Annotated in this window: 16 protein-coding genes and 1 pseudogene; 10 read left to right on the top strand and 7 right to left on the bottom strand. The window is 55.2% G+C overall.

Annotated features, from left to right (window positions below; all coding sequences use genetic code 11):
- Nucleotides 1-228 precede the first annotated feature (228 nt).
- Nucleotides 229-1,014 carry a DeoR/GlpR family DNA-binding transcription regulator gene (locus tag ACR0ID_RS19530; protein ID WP_480555812.1) on the bottom strand — a complete coding sequence of 262 codons (786 nt, stop codon included), beginning with the start codon at nt 1,012-1,014 and terminating at the stop codon, nt 229-231.
- A 203-nt stretch (nt 1,015-1,217) separates the two neighbouring features.
- Here ACR0ID_RS19530 and ACR0ID_RS19525 point away from each other — a divergent pair, with 203 nt between their 5' ends.
- The 5 genes from ACR0ID_RS19525 (at nt 1,218) to ACR0ID_RS19505 (ending at nt 8,588) form a co-directional block, all read left to right on the top strand.
- A complete protein-coding gene (locus tag ACR0ID_RS19525) occupies nt 1,218-2,165 on the top strand; it encodes an ABC transporter substrate-binding protein (RefSeq protein ID WP_480477729.1) in 948 nt (315 codons plus the stop codon).
- A gap of 76 nt (nt 2,166-2,241) precedes the next feature.
- The gene (locus tag ACR0ID_RS19520) at nt 2,242-3,264 is read left to right on the top strand and encodes a quaternary amine ABC transporter ATP-binding protein (protein WP_480608120.1); all 1,023 of its coding nucleotides are present in this window, start codon (nt 2,242-2,244) and stop codon (nt 3,262-3,264) included.
- Nucleotides 3,261-5,252: an ABC transporter permease gene (locus ACR0ID_RS19515; RefSeq protein WP_480608117.1), complete on the top strand. Its 1,992-nt coding sequence runs from the start codon at nt 3,261-3,263 to the stop codon at nt 5,250-5,252. The genes ACR0ID_RS19520 and ACR0ID_RS19515 overlap by 4 nt, the downstream gene beginning before the upstream one ends.
- A gap of 1 nt (nt 5,253) precedes the next feature.
- Entirely contained in the window at nt 5,254-6,135 is an 882-nt protein-coding gene (locus tag ACR0ID_RS19510) for a phosphotransferase (RefSeq protein ID WP_480495192.1), read from the top strand.
- An 8-nt stretch (nt 6,136-6,143) separates the two neighbouring features.
- Nucleotides 6,144-8,588 carry a GcvT family protein gene (locus ACR0ID_RS19505; protein ID WP_480608114.1) on the top strand — a complete coding sequence of 815 codons (2,445 nt, stop codon included), beginning with the start codon at nt 6,144-6,146 and terminating at the stop codon, nt 8,586-8,588.
- 224 nt (nt 8,589-8,812) lie between these two features.
- Here ACR0ID_RS19505 and ACR0ID_RS19500 read toward each other — a convergent pair whose 3' ends face one another.
- Nucleotides 8,813-9,307, bottom strand: coding sequence for an Lrp/AsnC family transcriptional regulator (locus tag ACR0ID_RS19500; RefSeq protein WP_480608111.1), 495 nt, complete (start codon nt 9,305-9,307; stop codon nt 8,813-8,815).
- Between the two features lie 85 nt (nt 9,308-9,392).
- On the opposite strand from ACR0ID_RS19500, the gene ACR0ID_RS19495 reads away from it, so the two are divergent.
- Nucleotides 9,393-10,580, top strand: a complete 1,188-nt coding sequence (locus ACR0ID_RS19495) for a diaminopropionate ammonia-lyase (protein WP_480608109.1) — start codon at nt 9,393-9,395, stop codon at nt 10,578-10,580.
- A gap of 135 nt (nt 10,581-10,715) precedes the next feature.
- On the opposite strand, the gene ACR0ID_RS19490 is transcribed toward ACR0ID_RS19495, so the two are convergent.
- The 4 genes from ACR0ID_RS19490 to ACR0ID_RS19475 all read right to left on the bottom strand — a co-directional run bounded on the left by ACR0ID_RS19490 (nt 10,716) and on the right by ACR0ID_RS19475 (nt 13,225).
- Nucleotides 10,716-11,609 carry a VOC family protein gene (locus ACR0ID_RS19490; protein ID WP_480608106.1) on the bottom strand — a complete coding sequence of 298 codons (894 nt, stop codon included), beginning with the start codon at nt 11,607-11,609 and terminating at the stop codon, nt 10,716-10,718.
- Nucleotides 11,610-11,626: 17 nt separating this feature from the next.
- The gene (locus ACR0ID_RS19485) at nt 11,627-11,839 is read right to left on the bottom strand and encodes a hypothetical protein (RefSeq protein WP_480608103.1); all 213 of its coding nucleotides are present in this window, start codon (nt 11,837-11,839) and stop codon (nt 11,627-11,629) included.
- 117 nt (nt 11,840-11,956) lie between these two features.
- Nucleotides 11,957-12,682, bottom strand: coding sequence for an MOSC domain-containing protein (locus ACR0ID_RS19480; protein ID WP_480608100.1), 726 nt, complete (start codon nt 12,680-12,682; stop codon nt 11,957-11,959).
- Nucleotides 12,683-13,225: a MarR family winged helix-turn-helix transcriptional regulator gene (locus tag ACR0ID_RS19475; protein ID WP_480520708.1), complete on the bottom strand. Its 543-nt coding sequence runs from the start codon at nt 13,223-13,225 to the stop codon at nt 12,683-12,685.
- An 87-nt stretch (nt 13,226-13,312) separates the two neighbouring features.
- Between ACR0ID_RS19475 and ACR0ID_RS19470 the strand changes: the two genes are divergently transcribed.
- The 4 genes from ACR0ID_RS19470 (at nt 13,313) to ACR0ID_RS19455 (ending at nt 16,645) form a co-directional block, all read left to right on the top strand.
- The gene (locus tag ACR0ID_RS19470; protein ID WP_480608097.1) at nt 13,313-14,062 is read left to right on the top strand and encodes a hypothetical protein; all 750 of its coding nucleotides are present in this window, start codon (nt 13,313-13,315) and stop codon (nt 14,060-14,062) included.
- A 56-nt stretch (nt 14,063-14,118) separates the two neighbouring features.
- The gene (locus tag ACR0ID_RS19465) at nt 14,119-14,643 is read left to right on the top strand and encodes a redoxin domain-containing protein (RefSeq protein ID WP_480608094.1); all 525 of its coding nucleotides are present in this window, start codon (nt 14,119-14,121) and stop codon (nt 14,641-14,643) included.
- 343 nt (nt 14,644-14,986) lie between these two features.
- A complete protein-coding gene (locus ACR0ID_RS19460) occupies nt 14,987-15,772 on the top strand; it encodes a phosphodiesterase (protein ID WP_480608091.1) in 786 nt (261 codons plus the stop codon).
- Nucleotides 15,773-15,775: 3 nt separating this feature from the next.
- On the top strand, nt 15,776-16,645 hold the full coding sequence (locus ACR0ID_RS19455) for an EamA family transporter (RefSeq protein WP_480520716.1): 870 nt from the start codon (nt 15,776-15,778) through the stop codon (nt 16,643-16,645).
- 234 nt (nt 16,646-16,879) lie between these two features.
- On the opposite strand, the pseudogene ACR0ID_RS19450 reads toward ACR0ID_RS19455, so the two are convergent.
- Nucleotides 16,880-16,965: pseudogene (locus ACR0ID_RS19450) on the bottom strand (IS5/IS1182 family transposase); the annotation flags it as partial.

The raw sequence follows: 16,965 nt of genomic DNA, 5'->3' as shown, positions 1-16,965 counted from the left end.
CTCAAGAACCCGCCGGTCACATATCTCCGGCGGTTTCCTTCTCCCCAAGAACCCGCTCCGCAAAGTCCATAAACGCCCGTATGATCTTGACGTCACGACGCTGGGACGATGTGCTCTCAGTAGTCAATCTTTCTTTTGCAATGAAACAGGTGGAGCATCGGAGGGTTCCTTCACACCGGCTTGCCCGAAATATCACGTGACCTGATCTGCCCTGATGAGACAGAGCGCCTAGTCCGACCCTGCGATAACTACTTCGATATCATTTTTATCGAGCATGTCCTGGATATTGGCAGGAGGACGGCGGTCGGTAAAAAACACATCAATTCCGGCCATGTTGTGAAGAGATATCGGAGCCCGCTTGTTGAATTTTCCGCTGTCGGCAACGACGATGCGCACTTGCGCATTTTCAGCCGCAGCACGTGCGATATTGGCTTCTTCGAGATCATGCAGCATAAAGCCCAAATCTCCATTCACGGCTCCAACCGAAAACACTGCCAACTGTACGTTGAAACGCTTCACAAGATCCAATGCCTCTGCACCGAAAGCACCCCCATCATGGGCGCGCAATTCTCCACCGGCCAGAAACACCCGGTTGTTGTTGTGCTTTGACAACGTGTAAGCGACGAAAACCGAATTGGTAACCACAAACAGGTCTTTATGTTTCCGCAACGCAAGCGCGACGTAGGCGGTTGTCGAACCGATATCCAGAAATAAGGAGTCCCCGTCGCTAATTGTATTTGCGACTGCCCGGGCTATTGCTTCTTTCGCATGCGCTTGCGTTCCCAAGCGGTTTTCAAAAGGTGGTTCTATTGCGTCTTCGCTAAGATGTACGCCGCCATGAACCTTCCGCACGATCTTGCGCTCTTCCAGTGCCTTGACGTTACGCCGGATCGTTTCATTGGAAACATTTAGTTTTTGAGCCAAGAGTCTGACCCTGCACGACCCGCCCGCATGTTGCAGCTCTCGAAGGATTTCTTCTTCGCGCTGATTTGTGGTTTTTCGTGGCTTTAACATGCGACCTCCTGAAAGGGGGATACGGCAGTCATCCCAATAAAACAATATTGCGCCCAATACGGTGCCATTCGGGGCTTTGTGTGCGAATTATAACGAATTATCGTGGAGAAATGTGGTTTTTATTGACGTAGTTGTCAGATTGGCGCAGCATGGAAGTGTAATATACGAAAAACACTCAAAAAGCCACATTCAGGGAGCACAACATGATCAGGAAATTCAATACACTACACGCAATAGCATTAGTCGCTGGCGTAACTGCTTCGGCTTCTTGGGCCGTCGAATCGACGGACCCTATCAAACTGACGCTGCATGATTGGTCAGGACAGCTGATCAACACCAAGATAATGGGAGCAATCCTTCAAGAGGCAGGGTACAACGTTGAATATGTTCAGGCGGACTATATCGCTCAGTTTGCGGGCCTGAAGACAGGTGATCTACATCTGGCAATGGAAATCTGGGAAACCACCGGGCGTGAAGCGCTGGACGAAGCCACCGCCTCTGGCAACGTGGTGAACGTTGGTGAAACCGGTCTGATGGCGATCGAAGAATGGTGGTACCCAGCTTACATGAAAGACCGCTGCCCAGGCCTGCCAAACTGGGAAGCTTTGAAAGACTGCGCAGGGGAATTTGCCACCGCTGAAACCTCGCCAAATGGGCGCTATGTCGGTGGACCTGTGACCTGGGGCGGTTTCGACGACGAGCGCGTCGAAGCATTAGAGCTAGAGTTTGAAGTTGTCCACGCAGGCACGGATGCAGCGCTTTTTGCAGAACTGGAATCTGCATATCAGCGTGAAGATCCGATCATGCTTTGGGTCTATGTTCCACACTGGGCCCCGGCCAAATATGACGGCGAATTCGTGGAGTTTCCGCCATATTCGCCCGAGTGCTACAGCGACCCGTCAGTTGGTGTGAACCCGGATTTGGCCTATGACTGCGGAAAACCGCGTGGTCCGATCTGGAAGGCTGCTTGGGCTGGCCTGCAAGAGAAGTGGCCGGGCGCGTATGACATCATCGAAGCCTATAACATCAATAACGACGAGATGAGCGCCATGGTCGGCAAAGCCGATCTGGACGGTGTGGATATTGATGCAGTTGTCGCGGATTGGATGGAGACGAACAAAGACCGTTGGTCTGGCTGGATCTCTAAATAATCTGCTTGGCCGAAGCGGTTACCCCGCTCTCCTCTACCGCTTCGGTCTTCTTCCGTCTTAGTACCGGACACCACAGATGACCCCCACAACAAAACTGTCCTGCCGAAACGTTTGGAAGCTTTATGGTTCAAACGCCGAGACCCTTCTCGCGCAAAATCCGAACCCATCTGCAGATGACATTCGAAATGCGGGTGTTATCGGAGCGGTACGCAATGCCAATATAGAAATCGTTGAAGGTGAAATTTTCATCATCATGGGCCTGTCCGGTTCAGGCAAATCAACCCTGGTTCGTTGTCTGTCCAGGTTGATCGAACCCACGAGCGGAGAGGTTCTGTTCGACGACGCCGACCTGCTGCGCGCCAGCGAAAAAGAAATGATAGAAATTCGCCGGCACAAGATGGGCATGGTGTTTCAGCATTTTGCCCTGCTGCCGCACCTGACTGTGTTGCAGAATGTGATGTTCCCCCTGACCATTCAGGCTACGCCCAAACACGAGGCCGAAGCAAAGGCGAGAGACGTGGTGGAACTGGTCGGACTGAAGGGGCGTGAAGACTACTATCCACGAGAGCTCTCGGGTGGTCAGCAACAGCGTGTGGGCATTGCCCGATCATTGGTGACAGAGCCCGATCTGTGGTTTCTGGACGAACCTTTTTCGGCCCTCGATCCGCTGATCCGTCGCGAAATGCAGGACGAATTTCTGCGACTACAGGAACGGTTGCATAAGACTATTGTCTTTATCACGCACGACTTTGAAGAAGCCGTTCGCTTGGCAGACCGCATCGCCATTATGAAGGACGGTGAAGTCATCCAGATTGCCACCCCAGAGGAACTGGTGATGAATCCAGCGACAGATTATGTGGCTGAATTCACGCGGCATATTCCGCGCTCCAAGGTTTTGACGGTTGGTGGTGTAATGACCGTCGGCGCTGCGGGTAAGGGTGAGCCCATTGTGCAATCAACCCGCGTCTCGGCCGTGGCGGAACGGATCATCACCGCAGATGCACCAATTCCTGTGACAGACGGCAATGGTCTGGTTATTGGCGCCATTGATCGCAAGGCTGTGGCCCATGTGCTATTCGGTGCAGGGGACTCGGTATGAACCGCCTGTCCCGCAGCCAGCTTGTCATTCTGCTGCTTGTCGGACTGACAATCCTGCTGGGGTATTTCGGCAGTAACCTGGGAAAAGCGCTGGATGCGCGCTGGATCACCAAATTCCCGTCGGCTTGGGTCGTCCCATTCAAAACTTATATCTCATCTGCAATGTCCTGGTTGATCGAGGATGCAGCAATCGGCCCAGTTTCGTTCACCGACGTTACCCGCGCTGCCGCTTGGTTGATCGAACAGCCCTATGACCTTGTCTTGTCCCTGCTGGCCGAAGGCTTTGTCGCCGGGCAAGGCAATGATGCGCAAGTCATTCTACCTGCGATCAGCTGGATTGTAGTGATCACCGCCGTAGTAGCTTTGGGACAGTATTGCCGGGACTGGGGGCTCGCGGCATTGGTCGGCGGCTGCTTTACTTATCTGGCCGTCTTTGGCCAGTGGGACAGCGCGATGGTCACGCTTGCATCGGTTCTGATTGCAGTGCCGGTTGGAGCGGGCGGAGGGCTGTTGTTGGGGATACTGGCTTATCGCCACCTGACTTTCGATCGCATCATCTCGCCCATTCTGGACCTGATGCAGACAATCCCGATCTTCGCCTATCTGGTACCAATTCTGTTCATGTTCGGCTTTGGACCGATTTCGGCGCTGGTCGCCACGATCATCTATGCGACACCGCCTATGGTGCGAATCACCACGCTGGCCTTGAGAGCAGTCGACCCCGAGATTTTGGACTTCGGGCGCATGGCTGGCACGACACAAAAGCAGTTGATGTGGCGCGTTTTGGTTCCTTCCGCCAGCCACAGCCTGATGGTGGGCGTCAATCAGGTGATCATGCTGACGCTGAACATGGTCATCATTGCCTCGATGATCGGGGCCGGAGGATTGGGGTTTGACGTCCTTGCCGCGCTGCGCCGCCTCGATATCGGCGCTGGGTTCGAGGCCGGTATTGCCATTGTGGTTCTGGCCATTGCGGTCGATCGCCTAAGTCAGGCTTTCGCCGAGCGTATGGGGCAGGTACATCACGAGCTCTCCGGCTCGTGGATCACCCGCCATCGCCGGACAGTTCTGGTAATGATCCTGCTGATTTTGACCTGGGTTCTAGGGCAGTTCTCACCCCTGCTGCTGGAATATCCTGAAAGCCAGACGATCACCACTGGCGGGTTCTGGGATGACACGGTCAAATACCTGAACATCAATTATTTTGACACGTTCGAGGCGATCAAGATCTTCTTCCTGACGTGGTTCATGATCCCGATAAAAACGGTTTTGCTGGGAATCCCATGGCCTTGGGCGATTGCCATGCTGACCTTGCTGGGTTGGCACGCGGGGGGCTGGCGGCTGGCACTGCTGTGCGGAGGACTGGCGTCGCTGATCCTCGTATCAGGACTGTGGGCCAAGGCAATGGTGACAGTTTATCTCTGCGGAGCCTCTGTGTTTCTTGCTACTCTGATCGGAGTTCCGCTGGGTGTTGTGGCCGCACTGAACAAACGCGCCGGGACAGTGATCAACCTGTTGATTGATACGTTGCAGACTTTGCCCAGCTTTGTCTATCTGATCCCGGTAGTGATGCTGTTCCGGGTCGGCGATTTCACTGCCCTGATTGCCATAGTCCTTTACGCACTGGCCCCGGCCGTGCGTTATGCGGCCCACGGCGTGCGCTCGGTCAGTGAGGAATTGATCGAGGCCGGATTGGTTTCTGGCTGCACACGCACGCAACTCCTGCGCCATATTCGCTTGCCCATGGCCCTGCCCGAAATCCTTCTGGGCATTAACCAGACCATCATGCTGGCGCTGTCCATGCTGGTTATCACGGCCCTCGTTGGCACCCGCGATCTGGGGCAGGAGGTCTACATTGCCCTGACAAAGGCTGACACTGGCCGGGGTCTGGTCGCAGGGCTGTCCATCGCATTCATTGCCATCATCGCTGATAGGCTGATCAACGCTAGCGCTCGTCAGGCACGCATCCGCTTTGGAATGGAGAGTTGATATGTCCAAATCCGACCTGATGACCCGCATTCGAAAGCTACCGATCTGGCAGGGCGAGATCAAAGCCACCCCGTTGACGGGTGGGATTACAAATGTGAACTACAAGGTCACTGACAGCAGTGGATGCTATGTGGTGCGTGTCGGTGACGACATCCCTTTGCACCAGGTGATGCGCTTCAACGAACTGGCTGCCAGTAAGGCCGCACATGCAGCGGGTCTGTCACCCGCTGTAGTGTTTTCGTCCAACGAATTGACAGTGCTGGAATTCGTCGAAAGCCGCACTTTGACCGAAGAGGACATACGCGACCCCAGTATGCTGCCGCGGGTGCTGGAGCTCGTGAAAGCCTGCCACCTTGAAGTGCCCAAGCACCTGCGCGGACCGTCGCTGGTGTTCTGGGTCTTTCACGTCATCCGCGACTATGCTGCCACTCTCACCGAGCGTGGAAGTTCGCATAAGGGCCTGATCCCGGAACTTGTGCAAATTGGAAATGACCTGGAAGCCGAAGCCGGGCCGTACGACATCGTGTTTGGCCATAACGACCTGCTTTGCGGCAACTTTCTGGACGATGGCACCCGCCTGTGGCTGATCGATTTCGACTACGCGGGATTCAACTCGCCACTATTTGATCTGGGGGGGCTGGCCTCGAACAACTCCCTTTCCAATGAACAAGAAGACTGGGTTCTGGAAACCTATTTCCAGGCACCCGTCACCAACCAATTACGTCATCGCTATTCGGCGATGAAATGCGCCTCGCTGCTTCGTGAAACCATGTGGAGCATGGTGTCCGAGATCACCTCGGAAATCGACTTCGATTACGCAGCCTACACGAGCGAAAATCTCGCACGGTTTCGCACGGCCCTGACCGATTACAAAAACACCTGAGGACAGATATGACCGACCTTCCAAATACAGCCAAAGCCGTCATCATCGGCGGCGGCATCATCGGCTGCTCGACCGCCTATCACCTTGCCAAGCTTGGTTGGACCGACACGGTGCTGCTGGAACGCAAAAAGCTGACTTCGGGCACCACATTCCATGCGGCGGGCCTGGTGGGGCAGCTGCGTTCGAACGCCAATATAACTCAGCTGTTGGGATATTCAGTCGATCTGTACAACAAGATTGAAGAAGAAACCGGTCTGGGAACGGGCTGGAAAATGAATGGTGGTTTGCGTCTCGCCTGCAACGAGGAACGCTGGACCGAGGTCAAACGGCAGGCCACCACAGCCCATTCCTTTGGTCTGGACATGCAGCTGCTGACCCCGAAGGAAGCGCAGGATCTTTGGCCGCTGATGGATATCGGTGACGTCATAGGCGCGGCGTTCCTGCCCACCGATGGGCAAGCAAACCCCTCGGACATTACCCAGGCGCTGGCCAAGGGCGCGCGCATGGCAGGCGCGAAGATATTCGAAGATACAAAGGTCACCGATCTTGAAATCGAGAACGGCAAGATCCTCGCCGTAATCACTGAACATGGCCGTATCGAATGCGAAAAAGTGATCGTGTGTGCAGGTCAATGGACGCGCGACTTTGCCGCCAAGTTCGGCGTGAATGTGCCGCTGGTACCAATGGAACACCAGTACATGGTCACAGAACCATTTGGTGTGCCCGGCGATCTGCCTACCCTGCGGGACCCTGATCGGCTGACCTATTACAAGGAAGAGGTCGGTGGGCTCGTCATGGGCGGCTATGAGCCGAACCCGATCCCGTGGGCGGTGAATGGCATACCGAAAGGTTTCCACTACACCTTGCTCGACAGTAATTTCGACCATTTCGAACAGATCATGGAGCTGTCGCTGGGCCGGGTGCCAGCGTTGGAAACTGCGGGGATCAAGACACTGACGAACGGCCCCGAAAGCTTTACTCCGGATGGAAACTTCATCGTGGGTGAAGCACCAGAGCTGAAGAATTTCTTTGTTGGCGCTGGTTTCAACGCCTTTGGCATCGCCTCGGGCGGTGGCGCCGGAATGGTGCTGGCAGAATGGGCCGCCAAGGGCGACCCGCCTTTTGACCTGTGGTCCGCCGACATTCGCCGTTTTGGCCGCCCGCATTTCGACACCGATTGGGTCCGCACCCGCACAGTCGAAGCATATGGCAAACACTACACCATGGCATGGCCACACGAAGAACACGAATCCGGCCGCCCCTGCCGCAAGTCACCGCTTTACGATTCGCTTAAGGATCAGGGTGCGTGCTTTGGCGAAAAACTGGGTTGGGAGCGCCCGAACTGGTTTGCCGACGCATCGCTGGGCGAGGCGCCAAGGGACGAATACAGCTTTGGCCGCCAGAACTGGTTTGCCGCCGTTGGTCGCGAACACAAAGCGGCCCGGGAGGCGGCCGTGCTGTTCGATCAAACATCGTTCGCCAAATTCGCGCTGAAAGGCCCCGACGCCCTGGCTGCGATGAACTGGATATGTGCCAATGATGTGGACAAACCGGTGGGCGCTCTGGTCTATACCCAGATGCTGAATGACAAGGGAGGAATTGAATGCGACCTGACCGTGGGCCGTGTTGCGCATGATGAGTTCTACATTGTCACCGGCACAGGCTTTGCCACCCACGATTTCGACTGGATCAGCCGCAATATTCCGGACGGGCTAAACTGCCAGCTGTTCGATATCACCTCCTCAAACGCTGTATTGTCGCTGATGGGGCCGAAATCACGAGACATTCTGGCGGCGGTTACCCGCGACGATGTGTCGAATGACGGGTTCAAGTTTGGTACGATCCGGACAATCGGTATCGCCGGTTGCCCTGTCAGGGCACTGCGGGTGACATATGTGGGCGAGCTTGGCTGGGAACTGCACTTGCCTGTTGAATATGCACAAACAGTCTACACTGCGCTGATGGAAGCAGGGCAGCCGCAAGGGCTGGTTAATGCAGGCTACCGCGCAATTGAATCTCTTCGGTTAGAAAAGAGTTACCGCGCCTGGGGATCTGACATCGGGCCCGATCACACGCCGTTTGAAAGCGGTCTGGGATGGGCTGTGAAACTGCGCAAAAACATAAACTTCAAGGGCCGCGCGGCAAGCGAAAAGCAAAAGGCCGAGGGCGTTAAAAAGATGCTGGCCTGCTTTACCGTCGACCCTGATGTGGTGCTGTTGGGCCGCGAAACGATATACCGGGATGGAGAACGTGTGGGTTGGCTAACGTCGGGTGGCTATGGTTACACGACCGGCAAATCCATCGGTTACGGCTATGTCCGAAACCAGGGTGGTGTCGATGCGGAATTTGTTACGTCCGGCACGTATGAGTTGGAGGTTGCGACCCAACGTGTCCCCTGCGACGTTACACTTCAACCGCTTTACGATCCCAAAATGGACCGTATCAAATCGTAACACAAACCCCTGTAGCTTGGATGAGGTTGGGGCAAATGTGTCCCAACCTCATTACCTCAGGAAAGGTGTTCATTTTCCAGTTAAACCAAGAGGTGTCCCGGCAGGATTTACTGTCCAGATCACCAGGTTGCCGGCAGATTTGGAATGCACAAGCACTTTGTTTCCTGTTCTCGCCGCGCAACGTCAAATACCCCGCCGCACTACCTGCGCTGGTGGGGCACAAGTCAGATGTTCAACTGCATGGATGACTTTGTTCGGTCCATTGCAACGAATGTCCTGAACTTTCGGATGTTCTTGTTCGAGAAGAATAACCGTTGGGTAAGCTTTTCATATTCCGACATATCTCGAACGATAACGATCAGAACAAAATCCACTTCACCAGTAACATAGTAACATTGCTGAACCTCAGGGGCATCATAGAAGCTGTTCTTGATTTCATCAATTTTTCCGCCTGTCTCGGTTTTTAGTTCGACTTCGACGAAAATGGTCAGCGGCAATCCCACGGCTGCCGGATCAATATGCGCTGATTGCGCGGCAATGATCCCTTCCGCCTCCATGCGTTTGATCCTTCGCTGTACGCTGGGCGCAGACAGATACACGCTTTCACCGATTTGACGGTGCGGCACCGTATTGTCCTGCTGCAACACCCTAAGAATCGCGAGATCGAAGCTATCCAGACTTCCTGATGAAAATTTTTGCTTCACGGCAACCTCATGCAAGTTTGCTTCAATTTTACCTGCAACTTAGAGCGAAAACATCACCGCCATTGATTTATTTTTGCATCAACAATGGAAGGACCACAAAATGCTCGCAAACTTTGAGACTGTCGGAATTGAAAGCCATGCAGCCAAGCCACGCTTTGGCCATGCCGCCGCAACCACTTTACCCCGCGAGGGTTTTGACCTCGCGCAGCGGGAAATTCAAAGCTGGAATGGATATGAAAGAGCCCCAATGCTATCCCTTCAAGGTCTAGCCGATGCGCTGAATCTGGGCACAGTCTGTTACAAGCATGAAGGGTTAAGATTTGGCTTGGGCAGTTTCAAAGCACTTGGCGGCGCTTATGCGGTTCTGCGGGTATTACAGCGTGAATTGACCGAAAAGGCAGGCCGGGAAGTCACCGCCGATGAGATTCGAAACGGCACCCATGCTGCCGGAATTGCAGACATAACCGTCATCTCCGCAACAGATGGCAATCACGGGCGTTCAGTGGCTTGGGGTGCCCAGCGCTTCGGCGCGCCTTGCCGAATTTACATTCACAAAGAAGTAAGCGAATTTCGCGCCGACGCAGTGCGCCAGCTGGGGGCCGAAGTGATCCGAGTTGATGGAGATTACGACGCTTCCGTAGCACAGACCCGCATTGATGCAGCAGAACACGGCTGGTTGATCGTTTCGGATACTTCCTGGCCCGGTTACACTCAGGCACCGCTTGATGTCATGGCTGGCTATGGGGTCATGGCGCGTGAGATCGTGCAGGACTTAGCTTTGCCACCCACTCATGTCTTCCTGCAAGGCGGCGTTGGAGGCTTGGCGGCTGCCGTCACCGCGGTATTCCTCCAGGATTGGGGGCAGAATGCTCCGCGCGTCATCGTGGTCGAGCCTGAATTGGCCCCCTGCCTTTTTGCAAGCGCCCAGGCAAATCGGCCTACAGCCGTCGAAGTAGGCGAAGAAACCATAATGGCTGGGTTATCCTGCGGCGCGCCGTCCGAATTGGCATGGAACGTTTTGGGAGAGGCCGCCAGCGGTTTTATGACGATCCCTGATCAGCTTGTGGCACCGGCCGTCCGCCTATTGGCAAACGGCGCTTTCGGAGATGAGCCAATCGAGGCTGGCGAAAGCGCCGTAGCCGGTCTGATTGGCTTGATCTGCGCGTCATTGCGCACCGATCTGCGACAACAATTTCAAATTACGCCACAATCCCGTGTGATTTTAATCGGGTCAGAAGGCATCACAGATCCGCATGTTTTCAACCGGATCATGAATGATAGCAACTGACATGCGGAAATGACCCCGCTTGGTATTCCCCCTTGGTGGAAGCCGCGCCCGGCTTCCACCTTCCGGCCAGGCCGCCGGAGTTTACCGCTGTCCCACCTGCTAGATACGCCTTTGTCCTTAGCCAATCATGCAGGTTCACTTCCTTTCGAAAGTGAACCGCGTTCCCCACGGGTCCGTCAGCTCTTGCGGTTGCAATACAGTCCCATCCGTCAACAGCACGATCTCATCCAAGCCGCTGCTGTCAGTTGGACGAGCTTTTGCACCATTGCTGTTCCAGATATTGCCTGCAAAGTGATGGTGGTACCCGCCCGAACTGTAGAACCCTGCTGAACCTTCGTGCAGCATGCAGTCGTGCGCTAGATGTCGCGTCATGAATTCGTCGACCGCATTGATATCCCCGACCTGAAGGTGGACATGTCCGACCACCATATTTTCCGGAACCCCGGACCAGTCTGTCCGGGCTGCACCTGCAATGGCCCCCAGATCCAGATGATGCGAGCCCATGCGGATATACTCTCCATCCATCTGCCATGTTTCAACAGGCCGGTCGGCGTAGATTTCGATCCCATTGCCTTCTGGATCGTTTAGATACAGCGCCTCGCTGACGTCGTGATCCGCCGCCCCGGTCAAAGGGATGCGGTTTTGTGCAGCATAGATCAGCCAGCGTCCCAGGTAATCGCGGTCCGGCATCAGAAAAGCGGTATGGATAAGGCCCGCCGCATGCGGATAGCGCCGCGCAGCACGGTCTTGGCGCAACTCGAGCAGAACGTTGTTTCCAGCGCCCAGTTTCAGGGTTTCGCCATCCCGCGCCAATTCCTCAAGGCCGAGCACTTGTTGGTAAAAGGTCCCAACAGCGTCCAGATCGTTCACAATCAGTGCCACACGGCCGATTGACACGGGGGCTTCACTGCTTTTCACGCCAAAGACTCCTTTTCTGAGGTTCGAAACCCCCTTCCCATCAACCGCGCTGGCGTAAGCCCGCGTACCCAGCATATCCGCGATCATCGCTGTACTGGCGGCGGCAGTCAAACCTCAGGCCATCCTGTTTAGAAATCCTCGCCTGTGCACATTGCCGGGTTTGCAATATAGGAACCCTCGGCAAGCACGCGGTACAGATCGACCTGCACATCAGGATCGGCAGCCAGTTCACCGGCAACAGCCTTGATCAACTCAACCGGCCGGTCGCCATACGCGGTGGCGTGCTGAACATAGGTATCGCCAATATACTTGCCGAAATTGTTGAGATTCCGGCAAACCAAAACATCCCGACAAAACCCTTCGTCCAGTTTGATCGAGGCCTGGGTTTGTGCGTCTTTGCTTAGCTTATCAGCAAGGAGCGGGGTACCTGCCCAAGTCGTCCGCCCATCATACCGACGTCACCCAGTGGACCCCTCGGACGACGTATTCGGCATGCTCCCCAATCTCGCACGCGTATCTTCTTTTACATCGCCCATGGCCATGCGCGCGAAGGCTTGCCGCCAGCCTGGGGCAAGGTCTGTCAGATTTGCGAGGGCTTCGGTATCTTCACGGGAAACTCGTCGTGTGAGACGGGCGCGGGTCACGTACAACACGCTCCAGTCCGGATTGCGCCTCTCAATCAACGTTATTCGATCTCCTGCTTCGACCTCACCGGTTTCCAGAACACGGTAGTACCACCCTGTGCGACCCGTTTTCTGAAACAGGTAGGGCATCCTTTCATTTCCAGTGTGCAGTCCCAGTTTCCAGCAGGGCTGACGGCCCTGGCTGATTTGAACGATTGCCGTGCCCAGCCTCAGGATGTCGCCAATGCACAGATTTTCCTCGGTCAAACCGGTTGTTGAGATGTTTTCACCAAAAGCAGCGGGCACTGCGCCGGGGGGCAGCTGCCCTTCTCTCTGCCAATCCGCATAGTGATCCTGCGCATAATGGTGAATGGCTTTCTCTGCACCGCCATGCACGGTCAGGTCCGCCTGTGCATCGTCAGAAAAACCAGTAAGCGAAATGACCTGACGTCCGGGCACCCGGTCCTTTTGAATGGCAGAGGGCGGCCTTGCTTCCCAGCGGTTAGTGACACGACCCAGGAAAATGCCACCGATTTCTGAGGATAGTTCAGGAAGGAACATTCAGGCTTCTTTGTGTTCGATGCATATCTTTTCTTCTTCGCCGCGCTCGAGGCTAAGGTTCAGCAAGGTGCAATAGTCATTTCCCATACCTGTCTCATGATAGGCGCAGGTCATGCATTTCCCGAACGAGTGGCCACCGTTCGCTGCCAATGCCAACCTCAAGCTCTGAAGAAGGCCCTCCTTGAGGGACACCTGAACGCTGGCGGGCAGATTGCCAATGGCGTCTGCAATCGGATTGGCCTCTGCCAAAACGGCGCGGCCAGCCTCGGTCAACTCATACGAGATCGACCGCTGGTCAGATTTTTGCCGGTGTTCGGCGGCGTATCCCTTGCGCACAAGCGCCTTCAGCGTCTGGGACATCGTTCCGCGTGTTGTCCCTAGGTATTCTGCGACATGTGACGGTGAACGGGAAAACTGATTTGCCTCGGACAGGTACTCCAGCGCGGCTCTTTGCGTCGGATTCAGGTCGCCCGCCCAGCCCGCAGCGGAATCTATCCTGGCAAGGCGGTTGATAAGGATACGTATATTGTGATCATTTCTCATGCTACAACAAGTAGCGAGTCGAAATTAAAGTTGCAATGCGTTTCTTCTTATAGTATCGAGTCGCTATTACTTGACTGGAGATGAGAAATGGCACTTACCTGGAAATCACTTGCTGCCATTGTGATCGGAGCTTCACCTGCCATCGCAGACGGCACTCACGCCCTTCATCAGGAGGGGGCTGTTATCTCTCCCGCTGATGCCAGCATGGCGGCTGACTTCGACATCCTTGCAGCGCATGCGCATCGCAACGGCAATACTGTTACGTTTCACATGACCACCAGCGGCACTGCCTGGGCTTCGGTTCCAGCGGCAACCGGGGCAGTGGGCGGGTCAGACGTCTGGTCCTATGTGTGGCCTACATCTCTGGATCCGTCCGCAGTGGGTTTCGAAGGCGGCACCGGCATACTGGCAATGGCTGCAACCAGCCACCCGGATTTTGACGACACGCCTCTTTTTGATGAAAACGGCGATGGCAATCCAGCCAATGATGGCATCGAGTGGCACAGCCACTGGGTTGTACTCACCCCGACTGAAGCTTGCGGCCCGGGCGCCCTTGCAGTGCGCGATATCCCTGAAGGGACGACGCCTAAGCTTCCTGCAACCTGGCCTGGATTCCCAATCTTTCTGGACAGCCCTGGGTTCACACCGCTGTTCGATGGCCCGGAAATTCAGGTTAATGCTGGGTTTTCCAGCGACGTTCAGCTTGAGGGCATCGCTTATGATGGCGTGACCTCTGCCCTGCGGGTAAACGCCAACATTCACGCTCCGCTGTTGTGCGTCACGGATGTTTTCGACATTGCGTCGGGCGACCTGAGCCTGCCGGGCAAGCTTCAGTAACGGTATCAGCCGGTCGCTTCACGCAGGCGTCCGGCCCCTGAACAAGAGAGACCAATATGCAAGCACCTGAACTACAGGTCAGTGAATGGTTCAACACTGACAAGAATTTAAAGCTTTCGGATTTCCAGGGTAAGGTTGTCCTGATTGAGGCTTTCCAGATGCTGTGCCCAGGCTGCGTCCTCCATGGCATTCCTCTGGCACAAGCTGTGCGGGAGCATTTTTCCAGCGAACACGTCGCCGTAATCGGTTTGCACACCATTTTCGAACATCATGACGCGATGACCCCGGTATCACTGAAAGCCTTTCTTCACGAATACCGTATCAAATTTCCTGTGGCGGTCGACAAACAGGGCACCGGGCCTTTGCCGGAAACCATGGCGGCATACGGAATGCGCGGCACGCCCAGCCTTGTTCTGTTGGATCAGTCAGGCCGGATTGCAGCACATCACTTTGGCCAGGTCTCAGAGCTGCAAGTGGGTGCAGAGATTGGCAGCCTGCTTGCCCGTAAGGCTGCTGCTGAGGACGCAAGTCGGCACCCCAGTCAGGCCAGCCGGTGTGATGACACTGGCTGCGCTGGGTAAAACGGAAGTGTAGAGAAGACAAACCAAGGCGCACTTCCCTTTCTCGGTTTGTGCGACTTGGGTTCACCCTTTTCTTAGCTGTGCAGGTCTGCCCTGGTTTCACATGATCGTTTCGGCCAGGCACTACGCCCGTTTCAGATTTGAATACCGCGATAACAACACGGCCGGATCATCTGGAATACGGTTTCACACCGGTCGAGGCAAGTTTCGCAAACTCTGTCGTGTTCGGCTGCCAACCTTGTCGTGTATGAGCGAGTGATGCCAGTGAAATTCTTACTAAATCCGTGCGATCGGCAAGCTTCGTCGATACCTTGTTTCTTGCATTACTCGGGGGAAATGGCGGATGAAGTTCATTCACATCACTGATATACACCTCGTCCGCGACTCCGGTCCGCTCAATGGCGGTTTTCCGTCCCAACGGTTGGACGCCTGTTTGGACGATATCCTTCAGTGGCATTCCGATGCGGCGTTCTGTGTCATCTCTGGCGATTTGGCTGAATTTGCCGAGGATGAGGCCTATCGGGCGCTCAAGGCGAAACTGGCCGCATTTCCGCTCCGCTCTTTTCTGCTGATTGGAAATCACGACGACCGAACTGTTTTCCAATCGGTCTTCCCGGATCATCCAAAGGATGCCAACGGGTTTGTCCAGCATCGGTTCGAAACGGATGAGGGGGTTTTCTTATTTCTCGATTCAACCAAAGACGGGCGCGATGTGCATGAAGGGCAGCTTTGCCCTGTCCGGCTGGACTGGCTCAGGCAGCAACTGACCGAAGCCGAGAACAAGCCAACCTATGTGTTTTTGCACCACCCACCCTTTGACCTTGGCATTCCCCTTGTGGACGAAATCAGGCTGGTCGATGCGGACGCCTTTGCTGATGCCCTCAAACACGGACGCAATATTCGGCATGTATTTTACGGTCATGTACACCGCATGACCTACGTAAATTGGCGCGGCATTCCATTCACCAGCCTGCCCAGCCTCAACCATCAGATTCCGTTGAATGCGGCCAGTGTCGATGGCGAGTTCTGCGACGAACCTCCGGCCTACGGCGTCGTACAGATTGCCGAGGATCAGCTGACAGTGCATTTCAACACTTTCCTGCAACGCAACCCATTGCATCAGACCTGAGGCATGGAATCCTACTGGATCGCATTGGTTCTCGTTTCGGCGGCAACCCACCCATTGCGCGACCTTACGCTGAAAGGGGTTGCGCATCCGGTGTCGTGCTATGTCGGGGTGTCTCTGACCTGGGTGATCCTGGCGGCGGTTCATACGCTGGTCATGGGTCAGGAATTGAGCCTGCCGCTTGAGACCTGGCCCTTTGTCGCAATCTCAGCCCTTGGTTTGACCTTCTATTACTACGGCACATTGTCGGCCCTGAGACGTGGGAACCTGTCGGTTTATTATCCGATTATCCGTTCGTCGCCGATTGCCATTGTCGCCTTCAGCTGGCTGGCCCTTGATCAGCATTACTCGTGGTTCACCCTGCTGGGGATCGCATTGGTCCTGGTGGGCAGCCTGATGCTTCAGAAGTCGCCCGGCGGCCTACTGCACGATCACAGAGCATTCGCGTTGGCAAGTATGGCGATGCTGGGGTCGGCTGCTTATTCGTTAAGCGATGCCCAAGCGATGAAGCTGACCAATCCGGCACCTTTCCTGTTTTTCACCTATATTCTTGTGACACCGCTGCTTGCTGGCGTCAGGGCCTGGGAAGATCGCCACTTGTCAGCCCCGTTCCTGGGGGTCGTGCGGGGCTGGGTACAGGCATCGGTGCGGATCGCATTTGCCGGGATCGTGTCCTATCTGTCATACCTGTTCATCCTAACCGCTTTTCAGCTTGGGGCTGAGGCCGCCACAGTCAGCGCGGTCCGGCAAGCATCAATCCCGGTTTCGGTGACCCTCGCAGCGATCATCCTCAAGGAATCCCGCTTTCTGCACCGTATCGGCTGGGCCAGCCTGATCGCACTGGGAATTCTCTTGATTACGCTGTCCCGAGGTTAAACATGTATCCACTGTCTTGATGTACCGCAAATTCACCATTCTTCCACTGGCCTTGTTTGGGATCTTTCCGGACAAAATGGCCGGTCCTGTAGTGGCGTGCACGACAAAACCAAAGGATTATACTGATCGACCCGAAACGCTCTATCGCTGGACCCAATGCTTGGATGCCGTAATCGTTCTGACAGTGCAAATACGCCAATTCCTAAGCGAAAAATGAACTTGGCAATCCCTAGGTCATGTTGACAAATGGCGAAACCAAAGTCGGATGGACGTTATATCGATGAATCCCAGGAAGCTTTCTGCGGTCTTGTCGTAGCGGG

Source organism: Ruegeria sp. AL2, from assembly GCF_056540845.1.
This window is presented reverse-complemented; position numbering and strand designations above follow the sequence as displayed.